Origin of the sequence: Bradyrhizobium sp. LCT2, from assembly GCF_009931255.1 — a bacterium.
Classification (GTDB): domain Bacteria; phylum Pseudomonadota; class Alphaproteobacteria; order Rhizobiales; family Xanthobacteraceae; genus Bradyrhizobium; species Bradyrhizobium diazoefficiens.
The window spans coordinates 7,692,304-7,713,027 of the sequence record NZ_CP034432.1 but is presented as its reverse complement, the minus strand read 5'-3'; the positions used below and the strand labels follow the sequence as shown (position 1 = coordinate 7,713,027).

At 61.8% G+C, this 20,724-nt stretch carries 21 protein-coding genes; 11 read left to right on the top strand and 10 right to left on the bottom strand.

The genetic code is table 11. From position 1 onward, the window contains the following. Nucleotides 1-114: 114 nt before the first annotated feature. Both EI171_RS36470 and EI171_RS36465 read left to right on the top strand, forming a co-directional pair. The gene (locus EI171_RS36470) at nucleotides 115-585 is read left to right on the top strand and encodes a hypothetical protein (RefSeq protein ID WP_161536158.1); all 471 of its coding nucleotides are present in this window, start codon (nucleotides 115-117) and stop codon (nucleotides 583-585) included. A 109-nt stretch (nucleotides 586-694) separates the two neighbouring features. Further along, entirely contained in the window at nucleotides 695-979 is a 285-nt protein-coding gene (locus EI171_RS36465; RefSeq protein WP_028174300.1) for a hypothetical protein, read from the top strand. A 22-nt stretch (nucleotides 980-1,001) separates the two neighbouring features. Here EI171_RS36465 and EI171_RS36460 read toward each other — a convergent pair whose 3' ends face one another. Further along, the gene (locus EI171_RS36460) at nucleotides 1,002-1,367 is read right to left on the bottom strand and encodes a VanZ family protein (RefSeq protein ID WP_011085140.1); all 366 of its coding nucleotides are present in this window, start codon (nucleotides 1,365-1,367) and stop codon (nucleotides 1,002-1,004) included. A gap of 939 nt (nucleotides 1,368-2,306) precedes the next feature. Then, nucleotides 2,307-2,492 carry a hypothetical protein gene (locus tag EI171_RS45060; RefSeq protein ID WP_129557530.1) on the bottom strand — a complete coding sequence of 62 codons (186 nt, stop codon included), beginning with the start codon at nucleotides 2,490-2,492 and terminating at the stop codon, nucleotides 2,307-2,309. A gap of 493 nt (nucleotides 2,493-2,985) precedes the next feature. Here EI171_RS45060 and EI171_RS45055 point away from each other — a divergent pair, with 493 nt between their 5' ends. The 3 genes from EI171_RS45055 to EI171_RS36450 all read left to right on the top strand — a co-directional run bounded on the left by EI171_RS45055 (nucleotide 2,986) and on the right by EI171_RS36450 (nucleotide 4,412). Beyond that, complete coding sequence (locus EI171_RS45055) at nucleotides 2,986-3,429, top strand: hypothetical protein (RefSeq protein WP_202633232.1); 444 nt, start codon at nucleotides 2,986-2,988, stop codon at nucleotides 3,427-3,429. A 206-nt stretch (nucleotides 3,430-3,635) separates the two neighbouring features. Further along, nucleotides 3,636-3,938, top strand: a complete 303-nt coding sequence (locus tag EI171_RS36455) for a hypothetical protein (RefSeq protein ID WP_028174304.1) — start codon at nucleotides 3,636-3,638, stop codon at nucleotides 3,936-3,938. A gap of 51 nt (nucleotides 3,939-3,989) precedes the next feature. Continuing rightward, complete coding sequence (locus tag EI171_RS36450) at nucleotides 3,990-4,412, top strand: hypothetical protein (RefSeq protein WP_028174305.1); 423 nt, start codon at nucleotides 3,990-3,992, stop codon at nucleotides 4,410-4,412. A gap of 24 nt (nucleotides 4,413-4,436) precedes the next feature. Here EI171_RS36450 and EI171_RS36445 read toward each other — a convergent pair whose 3' ends face one another. After that, a complete protein-coding gene (locus tag EI171_RS36445; protein WP_161536157.1) occupies nucleotides 4,437-5,171 on the bottom strand; it encodes a metallophosphoesterase family protein in 735 nt (244 codons plus the stop codon). Between the two features lie 150 nt (nucleotides 5,172-5,321). Further along, a complete protein-coding gene (locus tag EI171_RS36440; protein ID WP_231166650.1) occupies nucleotides 5,322-5,600 on the bottom strand; it encodes a hypothetical protein in 279 nt (92 codons plus the stop codon). 345 nt (nucleotides 5,601-5,945) lie between these two features. On the opposite strand from EI171_RS36440, the gene EI171_RS36435 reads away from it, so the two are divergent. The 3 genes from EI171_RS36435 (at nucleotide 5,946) to EI171_RS36425 (ending at nucleotide 9,799) form a co-directional block, all read left to right on the top strand. After that, a complete protein-coding gene (locus tag EI171_RS36435; RefSeq protein WP_011085145.1) occupies nucleotides 5,946-7,370 on the top strand; it encodes an undecaprenyl-phosphate glucose phosphotransferase in 1,425 nt (474 codons plus the stop codon). 170 nt (nucleotides 7,371-7,540) lie between these two features. After that, nucleotides 7,541-8,605, top strand: coding sequence for a glycosyl hydrolase 53 family protein (locus tag EI171_RS36430; RefSeq protein WP_232585924.1), 1,065 nt, complete (start codon nucleotides 7,541-7,543; stop codon nucleotides 8,603-8,605). 33 nt (nucleotides 8,606-8,638) lie between these two features. Further along, nucleotides 8,639-9,799 carry an acyltransferase gene (locus EI171_RS36425; RefSeq protein WP_038966607.1) on the top strand — a complete coding sequence of 387 codons (1,161 nt, stop codon included), beginning with the start codon at nucleotides 8,639-8,641 and terminating at the stop codon, nucleotides 9,797-9,799. A gap of 66 nt (nucleotides 9,800-9,865) precedes the next feature. On the opposite strand, the gene EI171_RS36420 is transcribed toward EI171_RS36425, so the two are convergent. The 6 genes from EI171_RS36420 to EI171_RS36395 form a co-directional block, all read right to left on the bottom strand. Beyond that, nucleotides 9,866-10,666: a hypothetical protein gene (locus EI171_RS36420; protein ID WP_161536155.1), complete on the bottom strand. Its 801-nt coding sequence runs from the start codon at nucleotides 10,664-10,666 to the stop codon at nucleotides 9,866-9,868. After that, nucleotides 10,650-12,860 (bottom strand): GNVR domain-containing protein, encoded by a 2,211-nt coding sequence (locus EI171_RS36415; protein WP_161536154.1) that lies wholly within the window; start codon nucleotides 12,858-12,860, stop codon nucleotides 10,650-10,652. The genes EI171_RS36420 and EI171_RS36415 overlap by 17 nt, the downstream gene beginning before the upstream one ends. A gap of 20 nt (nucleotides 12,861-12,880) precedes the next feature. After that, nucleotides 12,881-13,438: a hypothetical protein gene (locus EI171_RS36410; RefSeq protein ID WP_231166652.1), complete on the bottom strand. Its 558-nt coding sequence runs from the start codon at nucleotides 13,436-13,438 to the stop codon at nucleotides 12,881-12,883. Between the two features lie 350 nt (nucleotides 13,439-13,788). Further along, nucleotides 13,789-14,427 (bottom strand): transglutaminase-like cysteine peptidase, encoded by a 639-nt coding sequence (locus EI171_RS36405; protein WP_060910779.1) that lies wholly within the window; start codon nucleotides 14,425-14,427, stop codon nucleotides 13,789-13,791. Between the two features lie 159 nt (nucleotides 14,428-14,586). Then, a complete protein-coding gene (locus tag EI171_RS36400; RefSeq protein WP_161536153.1) occupies nucleotides 14,587-15,237 on the bottom strand; it encodes a hypothetical protein in 651 nt (216 codons plus the stop codon). A gap of 23 nt (nucleotides 15,238-15,260) precedes the next feature. Next, the gene (locus tag EI171_RS36395; RefSeq protein WP_246740337.1) at nucleotides 15,261-16,730 is read right to left on the bottom strand and encodes an O-antigen ligase; all 1,470 of its coding nucleotides are present in this window, start codon (nucleotides 16,728-16,730) and stop codon (nucleotides 15,261-15,263) included. A gap of 279 nt (nucleotides 16,731-17,009) precedes the next feature. Here EI171_RS36395 and EI171_RS36390 point away from each other — a divergent pair, with 279 nt between their 5' ends. From EI171_RS36390 to EI171_RS36380, 3 genes are all read left to right on the top strand, one after another. Next, nucleotides 17,010-18,200, top strand: coding sequence for an acyltransferase (locus EI171_RS36390; RefSeq protein ID WP_161536152.1), 1,191 nt, complete (start codon nucleotides 17,010-17,012; stop codon nucleotides 18,198-18,200). 6 nt (nucleotides 18,201-18,206) lie between these two features. Continuing rightward, nucleotides 18,207-19,559: a hypothetical protein gene (locus EI171_RS36385; RefSeq protein WP_028174313.1), complete on the top strand. Its 1,353-nt coding sequence runs from the start codon at nucleotides 18,207-18,209 to the stop codon at nucleotides 19,557-19,559. 88 nt (nucleotides 19,560-19,647) lie between these two features. Next, the gene (locus EI171_RS36380) at nucleotides 19,648-20,700 is read left to right on the top strand and encodes an acyltransferase (RefSeq protein ID WP_038966616.1); all 1,053 of its coding nucleotides are present in this window, start codon (nucleotides 19,648-19,650) and stop codon (nucleotides 20,698-20,700) included. The last annotated feature ends 24 nt before the right edge of the window (nucleotides 20,701-20,724 follow it).

Below are 20,724 nucleotides of genomic sequence, written 5' to 3'. Positions count from 1 at the left end.
CGATGAATCGGGTTTTCGGGGCGTTAACCCTGCCGAAAGCGCTGGCGGTTTGGTCATTGTCGCGCCCCAGAGTTGGTTGCAAATACCCGTCAATTTTCACGCCGAGAAATTCGTATGTTGAGAGACGGCAAATGCGCTGCCTGGTTCAGGACGCCGCGCGGCCAGGGCACCGGCGTCGTGGATCTGATCGAGGGCCGGATCTCGGGTAGCGACAGCTTCTTCACCTATGGTGGCTCTTATCGTGTCAATGAGAAGCACTTCTCGGCCGTCTTGACCGTGAACCGGCACACCGATGGTCCGCCGAGCGTGTTCGGGCCGGACGAGGTCGAGGTCGATCTTGCGGGTGTGTGCAATGGCCTGGTCGCGACCTGCTCGGGCACGGCCAAGGAAGCACCCGACGTCAAATTCGAGGCGACGCTGATTTACAGCCAGGAAGATGCGCCTGCCGCCGACGCTCGATGCGCGGTCGTGAAGCTCAATGCCGACAAATTGCCCAAGAATCTCGACAGCCGCTCCCGGCCGCGCCATCCATTTGCGTCGCCCAAGGATACAGCAAAGGATACAGCAAAGGATCCCGCGTCTTAGCTTTGCATTGACGCTGTTGTCGCGAAAACCCTTCGTCACCGCATTGCGGCAACCGTGCCTTTAGAGGTGAAATCTAGGTTGAGGTCCATAACAAAAGACGGACAGGGATATGCCTCAAATCTGGATGACATATGACGAACTCGCGACGCTCAACGGCTGTAGTGCTGCCGAAGCCCGGCTTCAGGCGCAGCATCTGTCGCTCGATCGCCGCAAGAGTCGCGACGGTAACACCCGCGTCAAGCTGAACCTCGCCTTGATGGCCCGGTTCTTCGAGACCATTCGCGAAGCCGAATTCGGTCTCGATGATGCGATCGCGGCGTTGCGTGAAACCCATCGGCAGATGTCGGGAGTTCTCGCGACCCAGCAGGAAAGCCTCAGGCGCGGAGTGGCGTAGGTCCGCCGCGCCCTCGGCCGCGCTAAGACGGCGGCCTTGGCAGGAAAGCCAGGATGGTTTGGGCCAGAAGGACGCCGACGGTGCCGCCGGCGGCCTTTTGCAGCACATCGATGAGCCGCGGATCACGATCCGGCGTCACCGCCTGCAAAACCTCGAGACCGACTGCAACGGCCACTACGAACGCGCAAGCCAGTTTGACGCGCCCCGGCAGCAGAAACGACAGCAGGAAGCCCAACAGGCCGTAGGCGCTGAAGCGCTCGATGACGACGACCGAGTAGGCCTCCGCATGGCCCATGAGCGCCGGCCTGCCCGCGAGCTTGGCCAGCGTGGCATAGATGATGAGCGCGAGGCAGATTCCGGCGGCTGCGATGAGATGGTTGCGGCGCATGGCGCCAACATAACCGGTCGGCCCGCTGGTCGCTTTCGAAAGCCAGGAACATCGTTAAGGTTTATAGACCTTCGCGGGCATGAACCGAGGTTCACGAGCGAACGGCAGAGACGGCCCATTTCGGCGGTTGCGCATCTGACGACGTCAAGCGTGGCGATGCAGTCGCGATTTCATGCTGAATTGGCTGGGGGCGTCATCAACTCGCCGGCTCCCCGGTCTTGTGACCCACAATCTCACGGCCACGAACAGGATGTTGATGCCAAGCCAGATCGACATCACGATCAGGAAAGAGCTTGCCATGGCGCCGCCTCCCGCATTCCTTTCGGGAACAATGCGGGGCGCGGTCGAGAGTTCCGGCTTTGCGGAGGGGCAGCCGATCGTCCCTGCCCAAATTCTCGTCATTGACGAGCCGGGCCAGCCGGGTCAGGCACGAAGCCGCGCGCCCGACCGCATGACGAAGTCGTCGGCAGGAGGGCGACGTTCAGCGCCGATTGTAGGACCAGCCCTTGTCGACATCGGTCGGGTAGTGGGCTGCGAAGTACGGATTCTTGAGGCAGTTTCGCGCAGGATCATAGATCCAGTCCGCGCACTCGCGGTAATTCAGAAATCTGCAATCGAAGCCAAAGGCACACCATGGCGCGCCATTCGGAAATCCGAACCGCACGGGGACTTGCGCCGACGCCATCGAGGGCAGAGCCAGGAGCAAAGCTACAGCCAGTGCGCGGGACAACATGATCCATTCCTCCAACAAACGATCGGGCGGACATCGAAGCCCGTCGATGATCAATCTTCATCGCCGGGCAGCTTAACATCCAGGCGCGGAGAGATCGAGTGCGCTGAAGGCGTTCGGGCTGCGTCGATTGGCGGCTTTCCGCTCACCGGTCGATCGGGCAGGCGCGCACGTCCGTGAACTGTCGCGCACGGCCGGCGCGACGGACGCTAGTTCTTCTTGCTGCCCTTGGATTTCAGCGACAGGCCGAGACGCAAGGCCATGCGCTTGATCGCATCGGGCGAGCGACCGAGAAGCTTTGCCGCCTCTTCCAGCGAAGTCGAAGACTTGGCCAACTCCATCAGCCGGCGGTCTTCCTTGAACGACCAGGGCCTGCGCGCCATAACCGAATTCATCCTCTCGTCGACACAACGACAAAGCCGCCAAGCGGACCCATGTTCGCTCGACGGCTTTGCTTGGGTGGGGCCGGGCTTGGGGCAGCCCGGTGTGAAGATGGATATGCGATCCCTCGGCATTCGCAACAAACAACGCGGATTAAGCTAACCGCTCAACCTTACCGCGATGAAATCGGCGCGCGGCGCTCCGTAGTACCACGGTGTTTTTGTGAACCGCGGTTGATCCGCGCGCTCCGACAGCCGCGATCGAGGATGTTCTGTCATCATGTCCGGCTGTCGCAGAGCCAGCGGACGGCCTTCGCCAAGCCCGCTTTCGAAGCCTCGCGGGGACGCCGGCCGGGCTCGCGTCCGGCCTTGCCGGAATCCACGGCGTCGCGGAGATCGTGGCCGGACCGATCCGCCACGAAGCCGGCCTCGTCGCGTACCCGTTGTGCGGAGCCGGGTCGCCGCATCCTCGACTGACGGGCGCCGCGCCATACCCGGAGACATCATCTTGCAGCGATCACTTGATCTTGCCGCGATCACCTGCGCGCGATTGCAGAATCGTCGTCGCGGCGGCTGCGTCGCGCGGAATCAATTTGAATTGAATCACCGCGCGGTGTCGATCGCAACCGCTCCGAACGAGAAGCGATCCAATCGCGACGACGCGCAAGGTGCAAGCAAATCCCGACAAGCAGCATTGCGCTTCGCTCAGACGACTCGTCACGAGATCGTCGAATTCGTTCGGCTATGTTCGCGCGAACGGCGAAGAACAAATCAAACAAACAATCAGAAGACCGAGATGCTTCAGAGAGCGCGAGCGGCACTTCCCCTCACGAAGATCAGAGAGTGGGCATTCGAAGGCGCATTTTTCAGCGTTGCGCTGATTGCGATGGCGGGCTGGGTGTACTTCATCACGCTGTTGCTGGTGCGGTTGTTCCTCTGGTTCTTCGGCTGAGCGCGCGGCGGACCACTTCGCAAGCACGGTGCTGCCCAAAAAATCTCGGGCGTGGCAAGAAAATCAGCGGCGCTCATCATGATCTCGACACAACTCGAAGATGACACTGGCGCATCGTGTTGGCGATGGCGCGGACGTGTATTCCGATGATTTACAACCGGCGTGGCACGGTTGCAGGCAGGGGCGTGGATGCAGGGGAGTGGATCATGACGGGAACGCGGGTAGACGCCATCACCAGTTCGACGAACACGGCGCCGCGGCGCTATTTCGTCGATGCGGGTGGACGGCGTGTCCTGATTGGCCTGACGCCCGAGGAGACGTTCGAGTTCGAGCGGCTCGACAGTGGCCAGGCGCCGGGCCGGGTGCAGGTCGCGTCCGGCGGCCGTGACGTGTGGCCGGATGCCGGTGAGCGGCGCCGGCTCGAGCTCTACGAGAAGCACGAGGGCGCCTGGAGGGCCTGGATGGCGCAAAGCCGCACCGAACGGCGCGAAGGCTTCAATCTTTATTAACCATCCCGGACCCATTTTCTGGTCTGGCGCCTCGAACCGGAAAGTGCACGCATGTTTCAGCTCTTCTTGCGGGCCCGCACCCATAACTTCCTGAAGGACCGTTTCGGGGGAGAGCAGACGTTCCGTGCGCGCTCGCCCGAGCGCGACGCCGAAACCGATCGCACGCGGATCGAAGCCATCATGATCGCGATCGAGGACGCGCTCCATGCGGCGGAGCGGGAGCAATCGGGCCTCAATCGCCGGGTGGAAGACGTGCTGGCGCGTGCGGCCGTGACCTTCGGCAACGGCGATGACGAATATCTCGAGCGCGAGGCGCTCGACAATCACCATCAGGATCTGTTCGATAAGGAGATCCTGAACGGCCAGCGCCGGCTCAAGGAGCTCGGTGCCTCGATCGCGCATTTCAAGTTCCTGAAGGCGGCGATGCTGAGCCGCTTTCCGGAATATCGGCCTCCGGCAAGCTCCACCAATTAGAGTGTGGCGCGCGAGCGCGGGCGGCTAGATCGCGAGCATGCTGTTGCCCTGGATGGACAGCAGCGTCAGATTTCCGGTGGCGTACGCCCCGGTATCGATGTTGGCGCGGTTCTCCAGCAGCTCGGCCTGCCGCACCGGCGTGTGGCCGTGCACGACGTACTTGCCGAAACGCCTCTTGCTCTGGAGGAATTCGTCCCTGATCCACAACAGGTCGGATTCGCGCTGTTCGGAGAGCGGAATGCCCGGGCGCACTCCGGCATGGACGAAGAAGAAGTCGCCGCATGTGAATGTCGGCCGCAGCTGGCGCAGGAACGCGATGTGCTCCGGCGGCATCGCGGATGTGAGTTCGCGCACGAGATCGGACTGTTCGTCCTTGCTGAGGCCCGGCGCGGCCGACACGCCATACGACATCAGGGTCTGGAGTCCGCCGAACTGAAGCCAGTCGGTGGCGCGCGAGGGGTCCTCCAGCACCGAGGTGAAATAGGCCTCGTGATTGCCCTTGAGGAAGACCGTGTTGCGGCGGCGGCTGCGCCTGATCAGGAGGTCGAGGGTGTGGCGCGAGTCCGGTCCGCGATCGATGTAGTCGCCGAGGAAGACCTCGATCGCGCGATAGGGCCGGCTGTTCGCCATGTCCGCATCGATGACGGCAAACATCTGTTCGAGCAGGTGCGCGCAGCCGTGGATGTCGCTGAGCGCATAGATGCGCACGCCGTTCGGTAGCTTCGGCCGGGGCGAATTTCGGGGCGCTGTCGTGGGCATGGGGCCCAACTCTTTCAGAGAGCTTCGCCCGGGATGTCAATATGCTATCGACGGAATCGGGGTGCCAAGAGCCGCTTTTTTCCCGCCTTCTGATGCTGAAGGCTCATCCGGAGCTCTGTAAATCGCCGATCGTCGCTGCTTCCAGGCCGACTAGCCGAAGCTCCGGCTGTCGAACGATGGCGCGGCCTTGCCGCGATAGGCTGACGCTCGCACGCGGACCAGAGCCGCGCCGCAGAAATAGCCAAACTGGAGCACCGCCGCAAAGACGAGAATCGTAACAACTGTGTGACCCGAATCATGTCCCTGCCAGACCGCGCCCGCGCCGAGGATCGCTGCACCGAGAATGATGGCAGGCGGCAGGATGAAGACTCGGAATCGGCCTCCCAGCAACGATCCGATCAGCAGGCTGAAGACGACGACGGTACTCACGACACAACTCCTCGAATTGGTCACGAGTGTTAATGGCCGCGGGCTAATAACGACTTAAGCGGCATGGTTGAACAGTCGTTCAAATGCGCGCGACGCGCTGCGCGAAAATGACGCGATTTGACAGAAATCGCGGCGCATTGCCCGCATAATTGTCACGTGTGTGACAGCAGTTTGAGCATTCTCTCGATGCGATACTGCGTTGCAGAAAAATCGATTTGATTTTTTCGGTGCACTGCCGCAATGTCGCTTTGTTTAGTTAAGATATACTTCGGCGCACGTCGAAAAATTTCGATCGATTTGCTCGCAATCGTGATTGCGGGTGCGTGACGAGGCAGCGAGGTTCGGATGGCTGTAGCAACTTACGGTTCGGAAAACTATTATTCGGCTATATCGAACCGACGCGGTGCCCTCCAGAGACCCCTCCAGGTGGCTTTGATCGCCGGCGACTTCCTCGCCGTGCTGCTCAGCTATTTCGTCGCGAGCGGTTTGTATCGCGTGCTTGTCGTCGAGCAGGATTCGTCCGTCGGAGCCGGTCTCGTCGTCGGCGCGGTGTTCGTGACCATCGCCTATTTCCAGGGCGTCTACGATCATCACCGCCTGTTGAGCACGGTCTGGCAGCTGCGCAAGGCCCTGGCGGTCTGGCTGATCTCGTTGACCATCCTCGCGGTCGAGGCGTTCCTGCTCAAATCGTCCGCGGATCTGTCGCGCGGAACTACGCTGCTGTTCGCTGCGACCGGCGGCGTTGCCTTGGGCGGGCTCCGCGTGTTGTGGCGCCTGGCCCTGACCTCGAGCTATGCCAAGGGCCGTCTGGTCGATCGCAAGGTCGTGCTGCTCAGCCTCAAGCCGCTCGATTTCACCTCGACCCGCTTCAAGGATCTGCGCAAGCATGGCTTCAACGTCGTGCGGCATTTCGTGCTCGAGCCGTCCGAAGAGGGCGCAGGCTGGGATAGCGAGATTCGCGACATCATTCGTCAGGGCCGGACGGCGGACGTGGAAGAATATCTCCTGGTCATCGACTGGGACGAGATGCCGCTTCTCCAGAAGCTGAGCCAGCATCTGCGCGTCGTTCCCCAGCCGATTCGTCTCCTGCCGGATTTTCCGATCGCGGATCTGGTGTCGCGTCCGTTCCAGCCGGTCAGCGGCACGGTCGCGATCGAGATCCAGCGTGCGCCGCTCAGCGTGTTCGAGCAGGCGCAGAAGCGTTGCCTCGATATCGGCCTTGCCTCGTTCGCCCTGCTGCTGCTGGCGCCGCTGCTGGTGACGGCCGCGATCATGATCAAGCTCGATTCCAGGGGCAACGTGATCTTCAAGCAGTCCCGGCGCGGCTTCAACGGCAAGCAGTTCGAGATCTGGAAGTTCCGTTCCATGACGGTGGCGGAGAACGGTCATGTCGTCACGCAGGCGACGAAGAGCGACGCGCGTGTCACCCGTGTCGGCCGCGTGCTGCGTCGGACCAGCATCGACGAGCTGCCGCAGCTCTGGAACGTTCTTCGCGGCGAGATGTCGCTGGTCGGGCCGCGCCCGCACGCGCTTGCGCATGACAATTACTACGACCAGCTCATCAGCAATTACGTGTACCGGCATCACATGAAGCCGGGCCTGACCGGATGGGCCCAAGTCAACGGCTTCCGTGGCGAGACGCCGACCATCGATCTGATGGAAAAGCGGGTCGAGTATGACGTCTGGTACGTCAGCAACTGGAGCATCTGGCTCGACATCAGGATCATCCTGAAGACCGCGCTGGCGCTGATTCATCAGGAAGCCTACTGAGCCGGACTGAATCTGGCGCGCATTCGTCGCGCTGGATGCCGATCACGTCCGTGCGAGGCGGAGACGGCCTGCATCTTGCAGCACGCGATCTATCGCCCCCCATCGGCCATTGGAGCCACCGAAACGCGGAGCCTTGCAGATTGAGCCATCGCCTTGTCAGGTCAGCCCCCATGCTGTTGCTGCTCGCCGTCGCGGTTGTCGCGTCCTGCTCCGATGCGCTCGCATTGGAATGGGGCGTCGGCGGACCGCCGCAGAAGCGCAGGGATCTCGAGCCGATCTTTCAGCTGATGAAGGCGCGAGGGCTGACGCAATACAGGACTGGCCTCAATCTCACGCAGGATGCCGAGCCGGTCGAAGCGCCGATGTTCCGGAAAACCGTCGCGCTGGCCAAAAGATATTCGATCACGCTTCATCCTCTCATCAACTTCCCCTTCCGCTATGGCGACCGCACAGACAGAGGGCGCTATCCGAAGGGAGACGGGGAAGCCCTCTACAGGCAGGGTTACGATCGGACCTACGCGTTCGTCCGGCAGTTCAGCGCAGATGTCCTCGACTGGGAGCTGGAGAACGAGATCAACCTGCTCGCTCTCGATTCCGACGGGAAGAAGCTGTTCGGGCGCGGGATGACGGCGGCTGACTTCGAAATGCCGGTGATGGAGGATTGGGCCCAGGTGTTGCATGGCGCCTCCGATGCCATCGACCAGATCAATCGCGAGACCGGTAGCCATCTGCGCAAGGTGTTGAACACGACGTCGACGATGCTGGGCTTCCTGGACTTCATGGAGTCCAGGGGCGTGAAATACGACGTGATCTCCTATCACTATTACGAGGTGGCGGGGCAGAATCCGCATCGGCACTGGAATGGACGAAATTTGCCCTTCGACCTGTTCAAGAAGCTCGCGTCCTATCGCCGCCCGGTGACGTTCAACGAGGTCAATTGCGGCGAGATCTACAAGCCGGCCTATGGAAACCAGCCCGGCGATGCTCTGACGGAGCAATGCCTGCGGACGTTGCGGGACACCTTCCAATATCTGAAGAACCAGAAAGACGTCGAGATCGAAAGCGTCATGGTCTACGAGCTGTTCGACGAGCCGCAGAAGAAGCCTCCGGAGAACAGGTTTGGGCTGATGTACGAGATCGACAGGCCCAAGGTCGCGCTCTTTCTGCTCTCGGAGTTTGCGGGCGGCCGTCTGTCGGCTGAAGAATTGACAGAGTTGAGAACCAGGGGACTGTAGCTCTCGGTCTCCGTGCAAAGAGAAGAACCAGCAATGTCCCTACTTGGATCCGACCGCCCCAACGCCGAAAAGTCGGGCAGTATTTTAGGCTTCAACGGACTGCGCGGTCTTTCGGTCGTTCTGGTCTATCTCAATCACAAGTGCGGACTGCAGTTCTACTCAGGCAGCGTCGGCGTCTGGATCTTCTTCATCCTGAGCGGGTTCCTCATCATCGGCGAGCTCAACAGGCAGCGCAGCAAGGCCGAGACGGCCGCGTCCCGGCCTGCAGCGGAGATCGTCACCTTCTGGGTGAAGCGCGCGACGCGCATCTTTCCCGCATATTATGCGCTTCTCGCCATCCTGTTCCTGACCCGGGCGTATTTTCAGCACGCGGGGCCCGACCTCGGCTTCCGCTATCACGTCGTGTACCTGTCCAACTACTGGATCGGCAGCGTCATCGGCGGGACCGCAGGTCCCTTCGGAGTGCTCTGGACGCTCTCGGTCGAGCAGCAGTTTTACGTGGTCGCGCCCTTCCTGTTCATCCTGCTTCCCCTGGAGCGCCATTTCGTCACCTGCATGTGCGTCGTCGCCCTCGGGCTGGTCGGCCATTTCCTGATGTATTCGTCGGGCTTCAATCACACCGCCATCCACACCTTGTCGCCCTGGAATTTCAGCCTGATCGCGTTCGGTGGCGCGATCACGATCCTGCATCTGCACAGGCAAGGATGGGCTCCGAACGGAAACGGCACGTTCGCGTTTCTCCTCATTTTGGCGTTCGCGTTGTGCTCGAACGGCGTGATTTACGACGCGCCTTCGTATCTTTTCCCGGTGATCGACACTGCGATCGGGCTTTGCCTAGTCGCCCTGGTGTGGTGGGTTCGCGCCAACCAGGAAAGTGTCGTTGTTCACGCACTGGAGTGGAAGCCGCTCGAGCATCTCGGGAAGATCAGCTACGGCTTCTATCTCGTGCATAACTTCATCCCGAACCCGCTCGGCAAGGCGCTCACGCTCTATGGCGGGATGTCGGTGCCCAACAGCGTGAAGATCAGCGCGGGCGCAGCCATCGGCTTCGTGATCTCCTACGCGGTCGCGCATGTGTCCTGGAAGTACTTCGAGTCGCCGATCCTGCGCAGCCGCCGTGGGCTGACCAAGTTCTTCCTGCAATACCTGCCCGACAGCCCTTCCCAGGGCGTGCCGCGAACCGAACTCAAATAGGCGAGGTGTTTGCGTGGCGCCGAATGTCGCGGACATCGGCGCACACGCCGAGGGCCCCTGCCAACCTCAACGGCTCGTACGAACGCCGTCGCCGTCGGTTGGATAGCAGCGATGGCGGACCCGCAGGCCTTTCTCCGCGACGAAATGCGAGAACAGGTCCTGATCGGCTTCCGGCGCCGCGCAAGTGCGTTCGAGCAGCGCGACGCGCGCCTCCATGCCCGCCGCCTGATAGAGCGTGGCGGCGCTGGGGAACAGGCGGGCCTGGAAGATGTCGGCGAAGTCCTGTGTGGCGTAGTCCTTGAGCTCCGGCGAGACCGCGTTGAAGACGCGAAGAGCCAACGGTGCGCGGATGAGCTGGAGCCAGGCCTCGTGCGGCGCGAAGCGATAGGAAAGATCCAGCAACTCCGCTGTTCGCGGCCCGAAGCCGACCTGGCGGATTTCGGCCCAGTAGCGGCCGAACCAGCCCAGTCCTTCCGTCGGTGCGCACGTCAGCAACGCGAGGCTCGTGGACGCGACGGCGTCTGCGTCGATGTCGATCTGCTTCAGATCGCCTGCGCGGGTCGAGTCGTCGGCGATTGCGAGCTGGAGCAGCAGGAGTTCGCGCAGCGTCTTGGCGCTGCATAGTCGGCGGGCGGACGGCAGATTGTCCCCCACGATCCGCCTCAAGCGATCGGTTTCATAGCGTTCGCCGCGCGCCACGCGGCCGGCGATCTGCGGGACCGCGGGATTGGTCACATCCGGGACAACCGATGCGACCCAGACCAGCGCGACAGCGGCGAGAGCGATGGTCGAGCCGCGCAGAAGCCAGCGAAACGCGGATCCCGCCGGCTGCTGTGCCGGCGGCTCGGTGCTAGGCGCCCTCGACATAATAGCTGTTGTAGTGCGAGCCCTTGTACGCCTCGATCCGCTTCAGCATCTTCGGATTGGCGCGATTGAGCACGGCGCCCAGGAGCTTCTTCTGGATGCCCTCGGAGCTGGCCATCGATTCCTGGAGCGCATTGCGGCTCGTGCGGCCCCACTCGATCACGTAAACCATCGCATCGACGAGGTGGCTGACGGCCTTGGCGTCGGCCACCGGCATCACCGGCGCCAGATCGATGACGATGTACTCATACTCCTCGCGAACCACCGCGAGCAGGTCGGCCATCGACTTCGAGGCAATGACGTCCGCCGAGTTCACCATGCGCGAGGCGACGACGGAGGGCAGGAAGTCGAGCCCGCTCTCCTTGCTGCGCTGGATGTGGTAGCCGAACGAGTGCGGATCCTTGAGGGCTTCGACCAGACCGGTCTTGGAATGTGGAGCCAGCGCCCGCGTCAGCGAGCGAGTGTGAAGGTCGCCGTCGATCAGCAGCGTGCGGTGGCCGGTCAACGCGGTCAGATGACCGAAATTGGCGGCGACCGTGGTTTTTCCTTCCTTCGGCAGGGACGACAGGATGCCGATCACCTTGACCTCGCGCGAGAGGCGCGCGACGTCGATCGACACCTTGATGTTCCGCAGCGTCTCCGCAAACCGCGAGAACGGATGCTCGACGACGTAGCTCGATATGTTTGCTTCCGGATGATCCGCCGAGGCTCTCGCCGGGCGAATGTCCGGAAGGACGCCGAGGCATTTCACCCCGAGCTGGTCCTCGACGTCGTTCGGAGACCGCAGTACGTCGCTCATCAGCTCCTTCGTGAAGGCGGCGCCGAAGCCGAAACAGAGGCCGCCGAGCAGGCCGCCGGCCAGCGCCAGCAGCGTCTTGGGCGAGCTCTTCTTGTCGGGCTTGACCGCCGTGCTGATGATGCGCGCTTCGCTGATCGGGAAGCTCTGGTTCTGCGTCGCGTTCTGAAGCTTCTCGAGGAAGTTGTTGTAGAGGTTGCGATAGGTGTCCGCCGCGCTCTCGAGATCGCGCAGCTTGACCTGCGCCTGGCTGGTGCTGCCGGCCTGGGACACGAGATTCTTGAGGTTGTCCTCGAGTGCCGTCTCGCGGCTCTTGGCGATCTCGTACTCGCTGCGATACGCGTCCGCGATACGGCGCACTTCGTCCGCGATGGCCTTGCGCAGCTCGTCCATGCGGTTGGACAGGTTGACGGCCGCCTGGTGGGTCTTGCCGTAGCGGGTCGACCAATCGGCATATTGGGCCGCAAGGTCGAGATACTGGGCGCGCAGGCGGGTGATCACGGTGTTGTTGAGGGCGTCCGTCACCGTCGGCTGGACCAGGTCCTTGTCCAGCAATGCCTCGATCCGGTCGAGACGGGCCTTGGCCTCCGCGGTTGCCGCATGCGCGGCGATGAGCTGAGAGTTGACGTCGGCGAGCTGCTGCTCGCTCATCAGGCCCCGGCTGGTGCCGACGATGTTGTTCTGCGCCTTGAACGTTTGCACGGCGCGGTCGCTCGCTGTCGCTTGCTCACGCAGCTCGGCGCTGCGTTGCTGGAGCCATTCGCCGGCGCGCTTGGTCGACTGATATTTCGCTTCCAGCGCGCCCACGATGTAGGCGTCCGCGATGGCGTTCGCGATCTGCGCCGCCTTGTTCGGATCGATCGAGCGGAAGTTCATCGAAAGAACATAGGTCGTCAGCACGCGCTCGACCTTGAGATTCTTCTGGAGCAGCTCGACCGCGCCGCGCTCGACGCGCTCCTTGCTCGGAGGGCCATCCGATCCGAACATCGCGACGACCTTGCCGATGACCAGCGGAATCAATCCTGGGTCTGAACCGTTGAACTCCGAATCCTCGGTGAGCTTCAGGCGCCGGACGATCGACAGGAGCAGGTCGTCGGACTGGAGAATCTCGACCTGGCTGTCGACGAAGCCCGGGTCGATCAGCGCGTTGGCGGTTCCGCTGTCCTTGTCCAGCACCTGGGTCTGACGCGTATCCATCAGAATGCGCGCATTTGCCGTGTACATCGGCGTCGCAACGATCAGGTAGACGAGAACGAGCGCGAGCGTACCGGCCACGATGGCGACGATCAGCGGCCATTGGCGACGTACGATGTCCAGAGCGCGCTCGGCGCTAAGCGTCGTGCCACCGACCTCGATGGCATATCTCGGACGTTGCGGAAACTGGTCTCGTGGCTGAAACATCTCTGGGAATCTTGAGGTTGTCACTCAGGGAGGGGAACGGGCTTGAACGGGTCGGCGAGTTCGGTCTTCCATTCACCCGACATCAGGCCGGCGCCCTGGCTCGAGCCTGCCGGCTGGTTATTGGCTGTAGATGGGGCAGGGCTCCCCGAAGCGGGCGCGACCGCCGTATCCTGATCCGCGAAATATCCCTTGAGCACGGAGCCGTCGTGCAGCTTGGCGACGAATTCGCTGATCCTGCGCGCGACGTCGGGTTTGGTCGCGACGCAGCGCTCCTCGGCACGGTGAAGCCCGGCGCCGATTGCGATGCGATCGGCCTGGCTCGCCTCGCGCAACATGTCCCGGACCGGCTCGAGCGCCGCGATGTCGGTCACCAGCAGCCCGGTTAGCCGGCCCGAAAGCTTGTCCCTGTCGTTCTTCGACTGCCGCAACAGAACCGAGGGATCCGAGACGAAGGCACTGATCGCGGCCGATGGGGCGCGTTCGCCGCGATCGACGCATTGCGCATGCGCCGGCGTTGCAAACGCTGCGAACAGCGCAACGGCGACGGCAATCGGCGAAGCCCGGAGAGGACCACGCAACAAGCTATCGAGTTTGAGGAGGATCGCGCTCATATCTCGTTGCGAACTATGGATGGCGTATCGATTTAGACCGTAGGTCCTTGATGGCCCAAAACTATGTCAAATTCTTGTGCGGCGCAAAATATAACCCAGCGCGGACCGAATTGCCATCCTCCGCACCGCGATTCGACATCAACGAAGCTGCTGCTGCGATCAGACGCAGATTCAGCAAATGATTGCATCAAGGTCGCATGCCTTAAGCACGATTCTTAGGCAAACGCCATGGTCAAGACAAAGGCGCGAGGGAATGGTCCAGGGACCATCTCCTCGCGCCTGTCGATTGGGGCGGGTAGAGTGGAACGTCGCGCGATCTATTGGACGGTTCGCAGCATCGCGAGACGCGTGGCGCGCAGGCGCTCGCCATGCTCGCCGATCGCGACCCAGAATTGCGGGTTGCCGCCGGACTGCATCGAGATCCATTCATAGTCCGCCGCGTTCCAGGGGCGCACCGAAGCGGAAAGATTGTCGAGAACGAAGTCTCCGTCGGCGAGACGCGCGACCAGCACAAGGTGGCCCCTGCCGCCCGTCAGGACAACTGCAAGTCGCAGCGCCGATCTGGGCCAGCCCATCTCGATCAGCTGATGGCGCTTGGTGACCGCGTAGTCGTTGCAATCGCCGGCGGACGGCGCAAGCGTCCAGCGCGCCACCATCGGATTGGTGGATTTCTGCATCGGAGTGATGGACGCGTTGACCGAACTGTTGACCTCGCGCAGCATGCTCATTGCCCGCTCGCCCGAAGGCAGGGTCCGTTCGGCGGTGTCGGCGGCGCATTCGGCGTCGTAGTTCATGCAGAACTTGACGAATTGCAGCGGCGCGAGCGCATTGTCGTACTCGCTGATGAATGCGCGCTTTGCCTGGTTCTGTGAACCGTCGTTCAGCGTGTCGGCCTTGGCTGCCGCACCGGCCGTCGCGACCCCGATCGCAACCAGCGATTTGATAATCCAGCTCATGACATCCCCATTTCGCGTTTTCTTTTTGACGCTACGGGTATCTCACAAACGATTTGAGCTTTGGTTCCGCGGAAATTTACAATTGTAGCGAAATTGGCCGGTCTCGAGACCGGCCGGGCAGGGGTGGTTAATCCGCTGTCAACGCGGCGGTTCCAGTCGTCAACGCGACGGGCTTACGGAGGTCAGAACCGCGGTCGACGTCGCTGCAAACAGCGTTTGCGTCTGCGACTGGGCGCTGCCGCCGCTCTGATTCAGCACCACGGGCACGGTCGAGGTTGCCGCGCCACCGCGCGCCTCCGCGGCGGTCGAGCCCGGTCCGCCTCCGGCAGTGGTTTCGCCCGTCGGATCGGCGCCCGCCGTCACTTCGGTGGCGATATCGCCAGTGATGCTGGTGAACGACTGGATCAGATCGGGATTGTCTGTCTTGAGAACCGCCTGCTGGATCAACTGGGCAACCTGAGGCTGCGTCAGCACGCAGGTGGAAGCCGCAGTGCCGAGTCCGGCGCCGATGGCGCGGCTCTGATCCGCGCTGCTGGCCTTCGCTAATGAGGCGATGCCCTCTACGGTCTCGGGACGTGCGGTCAAAAGGTCGCGGACAGCCGATGCGAGACCGCCCTGGCCGTCCTTGAACTGATCGAGCAGGCCTCCGGGATTGGCCAGAAAGTCGGTGGCGCGCTCCGCCGAAACGATTCCGGTGTTGGCGACACAGCCTGCACTGACGCCGGTCGCAGCAAATGCAGCCGGCGACCAACCAAACAATGTTAGTGCTCCGACAACCACAGCGAAGCGCTTACAAGAATTCCAACTCATTGCCCTGCCCATTTCCATTCTTTTTACTTTAACTCGATTTGCGCAGATTTGCCACGTTCTTTTCGCAATTGTGACGGCAGCGATTGCGCGAGGCCACATCCGACGATAGCCGCGAAAAACACGCCATATCCTGGGATTTGCAGTGAAAAATCGATGCAGCTATGTGATACGCCCAATACGGCGACGCTCGCGCCGATGACGGGTATGTAGCGATCGCGCTTCCTGCGCAAGCTTCCGGTAAGCAAATGGTAAAAGTACCAGAGGCTGACGAGCGCGATCACGGCAAAGGCGGGAATGCCCAATTCGACGGCAATTTCCACCGGCGTGCTGTGGGCGCGATCCCAGATGCCGAGACTGCCGAGCACTGCGGGCCTGTAGGCGGGAAAAACAGCCTCGAAATTGCCGAGCCCGATTCCGAGCAGCCGATGATCGGCGATGATCCCTAATGAGGCCTGGTAGGCTGCAACCCTCTGGGGATCGATCAGCCCATGTTCGACGATTCGCCCTGCGACGAGGCCGCCGACGAGCTGCAGGAGCACGAGCCCTGCAGCCGCCGAGCCGCCTAGGACCAGCCATTTCCGCGATCTGCCGAGTTCGAGCGGCACGAGATAGAGGATGATGGCCAGCACGAATGTGCCGACCGACAGCAGAAGGCCCGCGCGCGATCCGGTCATGGCAAGCGCAATCGTGCAGATCGCGAAGCCCGCGCCAAGCGCCACCGGCGTGGAGAGCATCTGCTCCAGCTGCGCTCGCCAGTCCGGTTGCTCCGGCGGCCCGCTCTCCTGGCGGTGCATGGTGCGCAGGAGCGGTACCAGAAACAGCAGGGCGCAGGTGCCCCAGAACGTCGCCGCCGTGTTTCGGTTGACAAACGTTCCCGTGACGAAGCCGAGATAGGCTTCCTTCTGCCGGAATAGGACCACGTCAGGCGCGATCAGTTCCGCCAGGATTCCGTAGAGTGCATACAGGCACCCGGCCCATGCCAGTATTCGTAGCAGCGAACGGGCAGCTCTCGCATCGCTTGCAAGAATCACCGCGCGCGTGAAGGCGAGTGACAGCAGCAGGACCGACCCGAACGCCAGCCACGGTCCGCGTGCGGTCATAGAAAGGCGGTCAGGCAGGGCAAGACCGAACGACCGTCGCGGCAGTTCCCAGATGGTTGCGGATTGTGCAGGAGGGCCGCTCCACATTTGCAACGTGACGATGACGCCCACTGTCGCGACGGTCACTGCCGCCGGAATCAGCAGCATGGCGTTGCGACGGCTCACCGCTGAGAGATCGGCGGTCAGCAGGCTGCAAACGAGCAGAAAATTCCAGAAGCAAATCCACGCGAGGTCGAGGGATCCGAGCGGAAGTGGCGCCAGCACAAACACGGCTGCGGCGAAAAATCGCGATATCGCGCCCAAAGGCCCCTCTGTCGTTCTGCTCAGCGCCGACGGAGCTATCAGAACCTCGCATGAGATCAAGTTAATGCGAGCTGGCGTGTTGACCGTCATTCGCACGATTGCACGGAATGCGGCGGAGGTTCGCGCGCGCAGCCCTGATCTGTTCCAAACGCAATGCCCGTTGCCTCACGAAAGCTGAATTGAAGTTTATGAGCACGTTGCCGAAGCCGGAGCACAGATGTGTCCGGCTTCTTGCTGCCGCATCTTGTGTGCAGTGTCCGGCGCCGGAGATCGGCGGTTCGGCTCTTTTCAGTTGAATAAACCACCCGGTGGAGGCATTATATTGCACCGCAGCATTTCGCTTTGGTCGAATCGTAGAGCGTCTTTCAAGTGCTAGCTCATCAAACAAAGGCGCACTACGTTCCACTGGACAGCGTCCGCGGCCTCGCCGCCCTCTGCGTGGTCGTCCATCACTTCGTCGGATCGGATCCGCTCGCCGCTGCGCTGCCTCACCGCGCCTGGATCGACGTCGCGTTCTTTCACAATTCCTGGCTCTTCGTCGATTTGTTCTTCGTGCTGAGCGGCATCGTGATCTCGATGAGCTACGTTCAGTCGGAATTCAGCGAGTTCGACTTCCGAACGTTTACCCTGCGTCGGATCGCACGCATCTATCCGCTGCACATCGTCATGCTGTTCGCGTTTCTGGCGTTCCGCCTGATGCGGCTATCGCTGACCGAAATGGGCCTGCTGCACTTCTCCACCAACGAATCGGCGGATCTCCAGGTTAACAACGTGTACTCGTTCGTCGCGAACGTGTTCTTGCTCCATGCCATGGGCGTGCTCGACTATCTGAGCTGGAACGGCCCGAGCTGGAGCATCAGCGCCGAATTCTACACCTACATTGTCTTCGCCGGCGTCGTCGTCATGGCGCAGCGCCTCGGCTACATCAGGCTCGTCTATGTCCTCAGTGCCGTGCTGGCCGTCCTGGGCGCGGCGCTCATCATCTTCGTGCTCAAGAATGAAACGCTTGATTTCCAGACCAACGGCTTCACCCGATGCTTTCTGGGTTTCTTCATCGGCGTGCTCACGCTTCGCTTCGTCACCGGGAGAGGCCGCGCGGTGAGCCCTCTCGTTCAGTCGGTTTGCCAGATTGGACTGGCCGCCGTTGCCGTCGTGCTGGTCTGTGTCGTCGGCTTCGATGAACGGCTCAGCTTCGTCGCGCCGATCGTTTTCGCCGCTCTGCTGGGCTCGCTGATGGCGTTTCCCGAGCGGCTCCTGCCGAAGCTGCTGTCTGTTCGCCCCCTGGTGTGGTTGGGCAAGCGCTCCTATTCGATCTACATGGTGCACGCCCTCGTCCTCGTTCTCATCCAGTACTTCGCGCGGGGCGTGGGGACGGCGCGTCTGCAGATGGTGGACAATCTTCTTCCCGGACTGGCGGCGTCGCTGCTGCTGGCCGTCTTCGTCGTGGCCGTGCTTGCGCTTTCCAACTTCACCTATCTCCGGGTCGAGATGCCCGGTTCGCGGTTCGTGCTTCGGCTGTTCAGCCGCCGTGCCGTTCCCTCTGTTGCCGCGGCGGAGTGAGGCGCGATGTCCAGCAGCTCTTCGGCTCTTCCGAGTTCGGACTGGCGCATCGTCGATCCGGTGCGGATGCCTCTGCATCATCAGCAGGAAGGCAGTGCATTCTTCAATCTCGAGGCGATCGCACTCCTGCTTTATTTCTACCGCGACGCGCTCGCGGGCGCGCTGCGCTATTATCTGGCGGTCCTCAAGATCAGTCCGTTGTGGTTCCTGCCCGACATTTTTGCCCTGGTCTGCATTTTCGCCTTCGTGCAGCGCTACATCCTGATGGGACGGAACCTCGTCGCCATCCTCACGCTGTTCTACATCTGCTTTGCGCTCTACCTCGGATACGTGTTCCTGGGTTATTTCAGCGGCATGATGTCGTCGTTCAAGATGATCGCGCCGGTGTTCGTCGGCTTCTGCTTCTGCGGGCGTAATTTTGGCGATTACGATCGACTACAGCGCTGGCTTCACCCGATCTTCTACCTGACGATCGTCGGGATCATATTGTCGTCTCGCTTCCAGATGCCGTGGGTGGGCTATGCCTACGAGACTTTCGGCACGACGCGGCAGGCGACGCGGCTGTGGTGGTCGGCTTCCGAGACACGCCTGGCGGGACTGGCTGCCGACAGCACGATGGCCGCGTTCTTCGTGTTCATTTCCTTTGTGATCATCTCGGTGCGCCGAAGCCTGCCGTGGTGCCTGTTCTGGACGCCCATCGGTCTCTACGCCATCAAATTGACCACGAACAAGACGTCGCTCGGCGTGATGGTGATCTACGTTCTTTGCCTGATCATCGTTCGTCTCGTTCCCGAGCGCGAGAAGTTTCCCATGCTGCGGCGGATGGCGCTTCTTTCGTTCCTGTCGATCCTGGTGCCGGCGGTGCTGATCGCCTTGTTCTCCGGCAACGGCCTCGTCAGCATGTCGCGCGGCCTGTTCAGCCTGCAGGACCGCGTCAACAACAGCTGGCAGCTGCCGTTCGTCTACATGGCCGATCTCATGCCGGTCGGCTTCTTCGTCGGCTGCGGCCTCGGTTGCTTCAACTATCCGCAGCTGCTGTTCTCGAACAAGCTCAGCTATTACGTCCCGGTGGATAATTTCTACCTCGGCACCTACCTGATGTTCGGGCCGATCTTCGTGGTGTTCATGATCCTGGTCATCCTCGCGGTCGCAAGGACCAGGGACATCTACAAGCTGTCTTTCGCGGTCGCCATGAACCTCTTCACCATCACTGTCTTGGCCTATGGCCCGGCAAGCGGTCTGATCATGCTGGGCGTGGCCTTCAGCGAGGTCTTTGCGCGGGAGAAGGGTGACAGGACCGCCCCGAGTGCGGCACCGCTCGCGCCTGACGTCGAGGATCTGGTTTCGCGGCCGGCATGATCGCCATGGTGCTTCATGCAATGAACTGCGGCGCGCAGCGCGGGCTCCGGTCCGTCGCCTTCTTTCATCTTGAGATCGGATCGTGGTGGTGAGCGGAGACAGCAGGAATTTCGTAGAGGCGATACAGGGGCTGCGCGGTGTCGCGGCGCTCAGCGTGCTGATCGTGCATCTCCAGGACATGCCGCTTCTGGCGGGCTTCCTGCCCCCCATCTGGCCGTGGCTTGAAGCTACGGTCAACATGGGCGGGCACGGCGTCGAGCTGTTCTTCATGATCAGCGGCTTCCTGATTCCGGCGAGCCTCATGCGCCACCGCAGCGTCGGGAAATTCTTTCTCGATCGCGCCCTGCGTATCCTTCCCGTGTTCGTGATCCTGCACCTGATCCTGTTCACGGCAGGGCCCCTGGTTGGCTACAAGTTCTTCAAGGGGATCGATCTGCCGACATATCTCAAGCTGTTCCTTGTCAATCTGGCGTTCCTGCCGGACGCACTGGGATTGCCTATCGGCCAGCAGAACGCCTGGACCCTGAGCTACGAATGGGCGTTCTACATCCTATTCGCGCTGGTCTTCGTGACGGTGGTGCGGCGGAAGAACTGGCTTCTGGCGGCGCCTTTTATCCTGCTCGGTCTCGCGGGCATCGCCTTTCGGCCGATCGCCGCGTTCTTCCTTGTCGGATTGCTGTTCAGTCTCGTCAGCCTGCGGATCCGCGTCGTCGGCTGGCCCGGGTTGCTGGCCGGCATCCTTTGCGGGGCCGCGATGTACGTGTCGATCGAATATGTGCATCCGCTGGTCGGCTTGCTCCCGGGGGCGCTGCTGTTTGGAATGGTCCTTGCTCCAGACTCCGGTGTTGCCGTTGCTCTGAGCGGCAAATTCCTCCAGTTCCTTGGAAAGATCAGCTATAGCCTCTATTTGGTCCATCCTTTTGCGCTATTCCCGTTGCAGGTGATCGGAGTGAAGCTGGCCGCGCACGGAGTCAATCTCTGGCTCCTCTGGGCCGGATTTGCAGGTCTTGGCTTAATTGCCGCGCTGATAGCGGGTACGGTCAGTTACGAGCTGATCGAAGTGCGACTGCGCCGTTTGCTGGATCCGGCGCTGCGAGGACTGTTTTTCGGAGTGCGTCGTGAAGCCCGTTATGTCGCCTGAGCGCATGCGCTCGCCATCGTTTCA

Bases quoted from the DNA above. Each gene is read 5' to 3' on its own strand.
- EI171_RS36470 (WP_161536158.1), top strand. From the start codon at position 115: ATGTTGAGAGACGGCAAATGCGCTGCCTGGTTCAGGACGCCGCGCGGC.
- EI171_RS36465 (WP_028174300.1), top strand. From the start codon at position 695: ATGCCTCAAATCTGGATGACATATGACGAACTCGCGACGCTCAACGGC.
- EI171_RS36460 (WP_011085140.1), bottom strand. From the start codon at position 1,367: ATGCGCCGCAACCATCTCATCGCAGCCGCCGGAATCTGCCTCGCGCTC.
- EI171_RS45060 (WP_129557530.1), bottom strand. From the start codon at position 2,492: ATGAATTCGGTTATGGCGCGCAGGCCCTGGTCGTTCAAGGAAGACCGC.
- EI171_RS36455 (WP_028174304.1), top strand. From the start codon at position 3,636: ATGACGGGAACGCGGGTAGACGCCATCACCAGTTCGACGAACACGGCG.
- EI171_RS36450 (WP_028174305.1), top strand. From the start codon at position 3,990: ATGTTTCAGCTCTTCTTGCGGGCCCGCACCCATAACTTCCTGAAGGAC.
- EI171_RS36445 (WP_161536157.1), bottom strand. From the start codon at position 5,171: ATGCCCACGACAGCGCCCCGAAATTCGCCCCGGCCGAAGCTACCGAAC.
- EI171_RS36435 (WP_011085145.1), top strand. From the start codon at position 5,946: ATGGCTGTAGCAACTTACGGTTCGGAAAACTATTATTCGGCTATATCG.
- EI171_RS36430 (WP_232585924.1), top strand. From the start codon at position 7,541: ATGCTGTTGCTGCTCGCCGTCGCGGTTGTCGCGTCCTGCTCCGATGCG.
- EI171_RS36425 (WP_038966607.1), top strand. From the start codon at position 8,639: ATGTCCCTACTTGGATCCGACCGCCCCAACGCCGAAAAGTCGGGCAGT.
- EI171_RS36420 (WP_161536155.1), bottom strand. From the start codon at position 10,666: ATGTCGAGGGCGCCTAGCACCGAGCCGCCGGCACAGCAGCCGGCGGGA.
- EI171_RS36415 (WP_161536154.1), bottom strand. From the start codon at position 12,860: ATGTTTCAGCCACGAGACCAGTTTCCGCAACGTCCGAGATATGCCATC.
- EI171_RS36405 (WP_060910779.1), bottom strand. From the start codon at position 14,427: ATGAGCTGGATTATCAAATCGCTGGTTGCGATCGGGGTCGCGACGGCC.
- EI171_RS36400 (WP_161536153.1), bottom strand. From the start codon at position 15,237: ATGAGTTGGAATTCTTGTAAGCGCTTCGCTGTGGTTGTCGGAGCACTA.
- EI171_RS36395 (WP_246740337.1), bottom strand. From the start codon at position 16,730: ATGACGGTCAACACGCCAGCTCGCATTAACTTGATCTCATGCGAGGTT.
- EI171_RS36385 (WP_028174313.1), top strand. From the start codon at position 18,207: ATGTCCAGCAGCTCTTCGGCTCTTCCGAGTTCGGACTGGCGCATCGTC.